At 48.3% G+C, this 5,370-nt stretch carries 5 protein-coding genes; 2 read left to right on the forward strand and 3 right to left on the reverse strand.

Annotation, left to right across the window (positions count from 1 at the left end; translation table 11 throughout):
- Window positions 1-131: 131 nt before the first annotated feature.
- The 3 genes from ACTHUE_RS10380 to gshA all read right to left on the reverse strand — a co-directional run bounded on the left by ACTHUE_RS10380 (window position 132) and on the right by gshA (window position 3,266).
- A complete protein-coding gene (locus tag ACTHUE_RS10380; protein WP_003686444.1) occupies window positions 132-614 on the reverse strand; it encodes an acyl-CoA thioesterase in 483 nt (160 codons plus the stop codon).
- Window positions 615-728: 114 nt separating this feature from the next.
- Entirely contained in the window at window positions 729-1,799 is a 1,071-nt protein-coding gene (gene corA, locus ACTHUE_RS10385) for a magnesium/cobalt transporter CorA (protein WP_004520352.1), read from the reverse strand.
- A 108-nt stretch (window positions 1,800-1,907) separates the two neighbouring features.
- Window positions 1,908-3,266, reverse strand: coding sequence for a glutamate--cysteine ligase (gshA, locus tag ACTHUE_RS10390; protein ID WP_004520351.1), 1,359 nt, complete (start codon window positions 3,264-3,266; stop codon window positions 1,908-1,910).
- Window positions 3,267-3,530: 264 nt separating this feature from the next.
- On the opposite strand from gshA, the gene leuC reads away from it, so the two are divergent.
- Together leuC and ACTHUE_RS10400 are read left to right on the forward strand one after the other, a co-directional pair.
- Window positions 3,531-4,940, forward strand: coding sequence for a 3-isopropylmalate dehydratase large subunit (gene leuC, locus ACTHUE_RS10395; protein WP_049335217.1), 1,410 nt, complete (start codon window positions 3,531-3,533; stop codon window positions 4,938-4,940).
- A 129-nt stretch (window positions 4,941-5,069) separates the two neighbouring features.
- Window positions 5,070-5,324, forward strand: coding sequence for a hypothetical protein (locus ACTHUE_RS10400; protein ID WP_049335219.1), 255 nt, complete (start codon window positions 5,070-5,072; stop codon window positions 5,322-5,324).
- The last annotated feature ends 46 nt before the right edge of the window (window positions 5,325-5,370 follow it).

Below are 5,370 nucleotides of genomic sequence, written 5' to 3' on the forward strand. Positions count from 1 at the left end.
TCATGATTATCTGTAATTTCGTATGGCAAAAATCTTGTTGATTCTACCACAAAACAAGCGGTTTATGGCTTTTGCGTGAAGGCCGTCTGAAACAGGATTTCAGACGGCCTTCGTTATTTAATAAATTTAATTTAGTTGCAGCCAGAATCTTCGTTCGCAGCCTGCAAACTCAACTCTTTACGCTTTTTAGCCCTTTCATAACGGCAGCGTTGGCGCTGTGTATTGATTTCCAAAGGTGGTACAGGAACCGGCTTACCGTCTTCAACGGCAACCATGGTGAAGTAGCAGCTGTTGGTATGACGCACTTCGCCTGTGTGGATGTTTTGCGCCTCCACACGGATACCGACTTCCATAGAAGTACGGCCGGTATAGTTGATACTGGCGTAAAAGGTTACCAACTCACCGACATGAATAGGCTCTTTAAACAATACTTTATCAACAGACAGAGTAACGCAATAGGTACCGCTGTAACGGCAGGCGCAGGAATATGCTACTTGGTCGAGCAGGCGCAGAAGATCGCCGCCGTGAACATTTCCGCTGAAGTTTGCCGTATAAGGCATCATCAGTTCGGACATAATCAGTTCATGGGAAGGTAGTTGGCGTTCCGGTTTCATCGTTTATTCTCCTTTTGATATTTATTTTAAAATTGTCTGAAAACTTCAGACTGCACGTGTGCAAAATCATTCTACCGTTTTTAATCGTTGAATTTCAACCCATTGCCTTCCTGTTTACAGCCATTTTCTACGTGAGAAGAAAATCAGCAGTCCGATAATAATGCACAGCATCATACCCAAAACCATGAAGTAGCCGTAATGCCAATGCAGCTCGGGCATATTGTCGAAGTTCATGCCGTAGATGCCGGTGATGACGGTCAGCGGCATAAAGATGATGGTAATAACCGTCAACACGCGCATTTGCTGGTTCATGCGGTTGGATTGGAAGGAAAGGTAAATGTCCATCATGCTCAACACCATATCACGCGAGGCATCAAGCGATTCGATAAGTTGCATATTGTGGTCGTACACGTCGCGCAGATAGACGGTCGACTCGCCTTTGAAAATGGCAAAATCGCCGCGCACGGCCAGTTGATAGAACACATCGCGCAATGGTAAAAGCGTGCGTCGCAGACGGACGGCATCTCGCTTGAGGCGGTGAATCTTACTGAGAATATCGCTGTTTTCATTTTTAAACAGGGACTTGTCTATGACTTCGACGCGGTTGTTGTATGACTCCAAAACAATGAAATAGTCGTCCACAATACGGTCAAGCAGGCAATAAGCAAGAAACGCCGTATTTTTGTTCAAAATATTGTGCGGATTTTCGTGCATCTGCCGACGGAGATGGCTGAACAAGCCCAACGGTTTTTGTTGGAAAGACAACACAAAATCTTTGCCGATAATCACATACACTTGGTCAGAATGGAGTTTGCCCGTAGAGGTATAGTGGTATACCTGTGCGGCAGTAAATACATAGTTGCCGTAGTCTTCGATTTTCGGACGCTGCTTGCGGCTGAGAATATCTTCAATAACTAGCTCATGAATACCATAAGGTTCAAGCGCGTGTTTGAGCAAGACGACATCATTAATACCGACAAAATGCAGCCAGTTGATTTGACCTTCTTGCGGATGGGCAATATCGGGCAAATTTTTTCCGGCAAGATAATCATGCTGAACAAAGGTATCGGCGGAATACAAGGTTTGATGGATAGCAGAACGCGGCGCATTGTCGGTATTGCTGCGCTGCATGGTTTGGTCTTGCAGATTGTCGGTTGTCTCAACTGGATTGGCTGGTTTGCTCATAAAAATAAATCATGTTTTTTAGTTAGAATGAATTGTACAGACAGAAAAGGCCGTCTGAAAACAAATTTTCAGACGGCCTGACAATATCGATCAACGCTTTATGCTTTATTAGGCTTGAGGCGCGGTTTTCTCCAATTCCAATGCGGCAGCAAGCAAGGACAGGCGCGCCATTACGCCGTAAACGTAGAGGCGGTTGTGTTCATTGTCGACGTCGCAGTCTTTTTCAGAACGTGGCATGCCGAGCGAGTCCCATTGTTCAAATACGCGCTTGCAGGCTTCGGGCGCTTCTTGGGAATTGTCGCCGCTGCCGGTGGGGATGCTGTTGGACAGCGGGACGAATACCATGCCGCCGGCGTTGAGGTTTTCGTCTGCACCACGGCCTTCGTGTACACGGAAGAAACCGCCGATAACGAAACGGTCCATCATATAAACGACAGGTTCACACACGGCGCCGTTCATGGTTTCGTAGGTATAAATACCTTCTTGGACAATGACTTCGCTAACTTCTAAACCCTCTTTGACTTTCGCCATTTTGTTGCGGTTTTTACGGTTCAAGCCGCGCACTTCATCCGCAGATTTAACGCTCATCACGCCCATGCCATAAGTACCTGCATCGGCTTTCACAATAACGAAAGGCTGGTCGGTAATGCCCAATTCATCGTATTTGGCTTGAATTTTCGCCAATACGCGTTCTACCGCGTCTGCCAACGCATCCTCGCCTTCACGCTCTTGGAAATCCAAACCGCTGATTTTTTCAAAATAAGGATTGATTTGCCATTCGTCGATATCAATCAACTTGGCAAAGTCGGCAGCAACTTGGTTGTACGCGCCGAAATGTTCGGTTTTACGGCGAGTCGTCCAGCCGCCGTGCAATGGAGGCAAAACGGTTTGGTTGATACCTTTAAGGATTTCAGGAACACCCGCAGACAAGTCATTGTTCAACAAAACAACGCAAGGCGAGAAACCGTCGGCAAGATGTACACGCTCACGGGTACGCAATAAAGGTTCAAGCAAAATTTTGTTGCCTAATGCGGTTTCAAACTCGGTTGGCTCAGTCACTTCAGGATTCAAGCTGCCCAAGCGCACTTCGTATCCTGCCGAACGCAAAATCTCGCTGAGGGCGTAAACGTTTTGCAGATAGAATGTGTTGCGCGTGTGGTTTTCAGGAATAATCAATACGGATTTTGCCGTTTCACATGCGCGCTGTACCGCATCTTGCGCGGCAACCGCCGCCAGCGGGATAAAGTTGGGATTCAAATTATTGAAGCCGCCCGGAAACAGGTTCATATCGATAGATGAAATTTTGTAACCGGCATTACGGATGTCAACCGAGCCATAAAACGGCGGACGGTGTTCGTTCCAATGCGAACGGAACCATGCTTCGATTTTGGCATGATTGGCAAGGACTTTTTTCTCAAATTCCCGTAATTGAGTCAGATGCTCAGGAGCCATTACCGGTAATTTCATTCTCTATACCTCTTGGTAAGTGTGGATGTTGAGTGAGAATGATAGAACTTTTTAGTGCATTTCGACAAGCATTCTTTCAGATAAGATGCATCTTTTTGTTAACAATTCTACAATTTGTCCAATTTTTGATAAGCGTTTTTGAAACTTTGCGACAAATTTTAAAAATTGGACAAATTTCTATTGCGCAGCCCCTATAAAAAGCCTAAAATCCGCCCATAAACGCAAACCATCATTCATACCTACCAATAGCAAAGAATACTCATCATGAGCGCACAAACCCTTTACGATAAACTTTGGAACAGCCACGTTGTCCGCGAAGAAGAAGACGGCACTGTCCTGCTTTACATCGACCGCCACCTGGTTCACGAAGTAACCAGCCCGCAAGCATTTGAAGGCTTGAAAATGGCCGGCCGCAAACTCTGGCGTATCGACAGCGTGGTCTCCACAGCCGACCACAACACCCCGACCGGCGACTGGGACAAAGGTATCCAAGATCCGATTTCCAAACTGCAAGTCGATACTTTGGACAAAAACATTAAAGAGTTTGGCGCACTCGCCTACTTCCCGTTTATGGATAAAGGCCAAGGCATCGTGCACGTTATGGGCCCGGAGCAAGGCGCTACCCTGCCCGGCATGACCGTCGTTTGTGGCGACTCGCACACTTCTACCCACGGCGCATTCGGCGCATTGGCGCACGGTATCGGCACTTCCGAAGTCGAACACACCATGGCGACCCAGTGCATTACCGCAAAAAAATCCAAATCTATGCTGATTTCCGTTGAAGGCCGTCTGAAACCCGGTGTTACTGCCAAAGACGTGGCACTTTACATCATCGGCCAAATCGGTACGGCAGGCGGTACGGGCTACGCCATCGAGTTTGGCGGCGAAGCCATCCGCAGCCTTTCTATGGAAGGCCGCATGACCTTGTGCAATATGGCGATCGAAGCCGGTGCGCGCTCAGGCATGGTTGCCGTCGACCAAACCACCATCGACTATGTAAAAGGCAAACCTTTCGCACCTAAAGGCGAAGCGTGGGACAAAGCCGTCGAGTACTGGCGTACGCTGGTGTCTGACGAAGGTGCCGTATTTGATAAAGAATACCACTTCAAAGCCGAAGACATCGAGCCTCAAGTAACTTGGGGCACCTCGCCTGAAATGGTTTTAGACATCAGCGGCAAAGTGCCTAATCCTGCCGAAGAAGCCGATCCGGTCAAACGCAGCGGCATGGAACGCGCCCTTGAATACATGGGTTTGGAAGCCGGTACGCCATTAAACGAAATCCCTGTCGATATCGTCTTTATCGGTTCTTGCACCAACAGCCGTATCGAAGACTTGCGCGAAGCCGCCGCTATCGCCAAAGGCCGCAAAAAAGCGGACAATGTACAACGCGTATTGATTGTCCCCGGCTCCGGTTTGGTTAAAGAGCAGGCAGAAAAAGAAGGCTTGCACGAAGTGTTTATAGAAGCCGGTTTTGAATGGCGCGAGCCGGGTTGCTCTATGTGCCTCGCCATGAATGCCGACCGCCTGACCCCGGGACAACGTTGTGCCTCTACTTCCAACCGTAACTTTGAAGGCCGTCAAGGCAACGGCGGACGCACCCACCTCGTCAGCCCTGCCATGGCAGCCGCAGCCGCAGTGACCGGCTACTTTACCGATATCCGCACTATGGCTTAAAGTATTTTCAGACGGCCTTTATTGATCAGGCCGTCTGAAACAATACCTTGCTCAAGTAAGTTTTCCTATTGTATTGCGAAAAACGTCCGAAAACCTTCTTAATCATTGATAACTTGAAAGGAATCTAGTATGAAAAAACTGTTTGCATTAGCTGCCGCAGCCCTCATCCTGTCAGCTTGTTCCAGCACTTGGTCCGGTGCAAAAGACGATACCAACCGCAATTGGGACAAAACCAAAGAGACTGCCGAGCGTGTAGCCGATAAAACCAAAGAAACGGCAGAACACGTTGCCGACAAAACCGGCGAAGCCGTTAAAAAAGGCGGCAATGCAGTAGGCCGCGGCATGAGCCATGTTGGAGAAAAAATCGAAGCCGCTACCGAATAATTCGGTAAATCAGGCCGTCTGAAGCTCCTGACTCCGTTTCAGACGG

The organism is Neisseria sp. P0021.S005 (genome assembly GCF_051956955.1).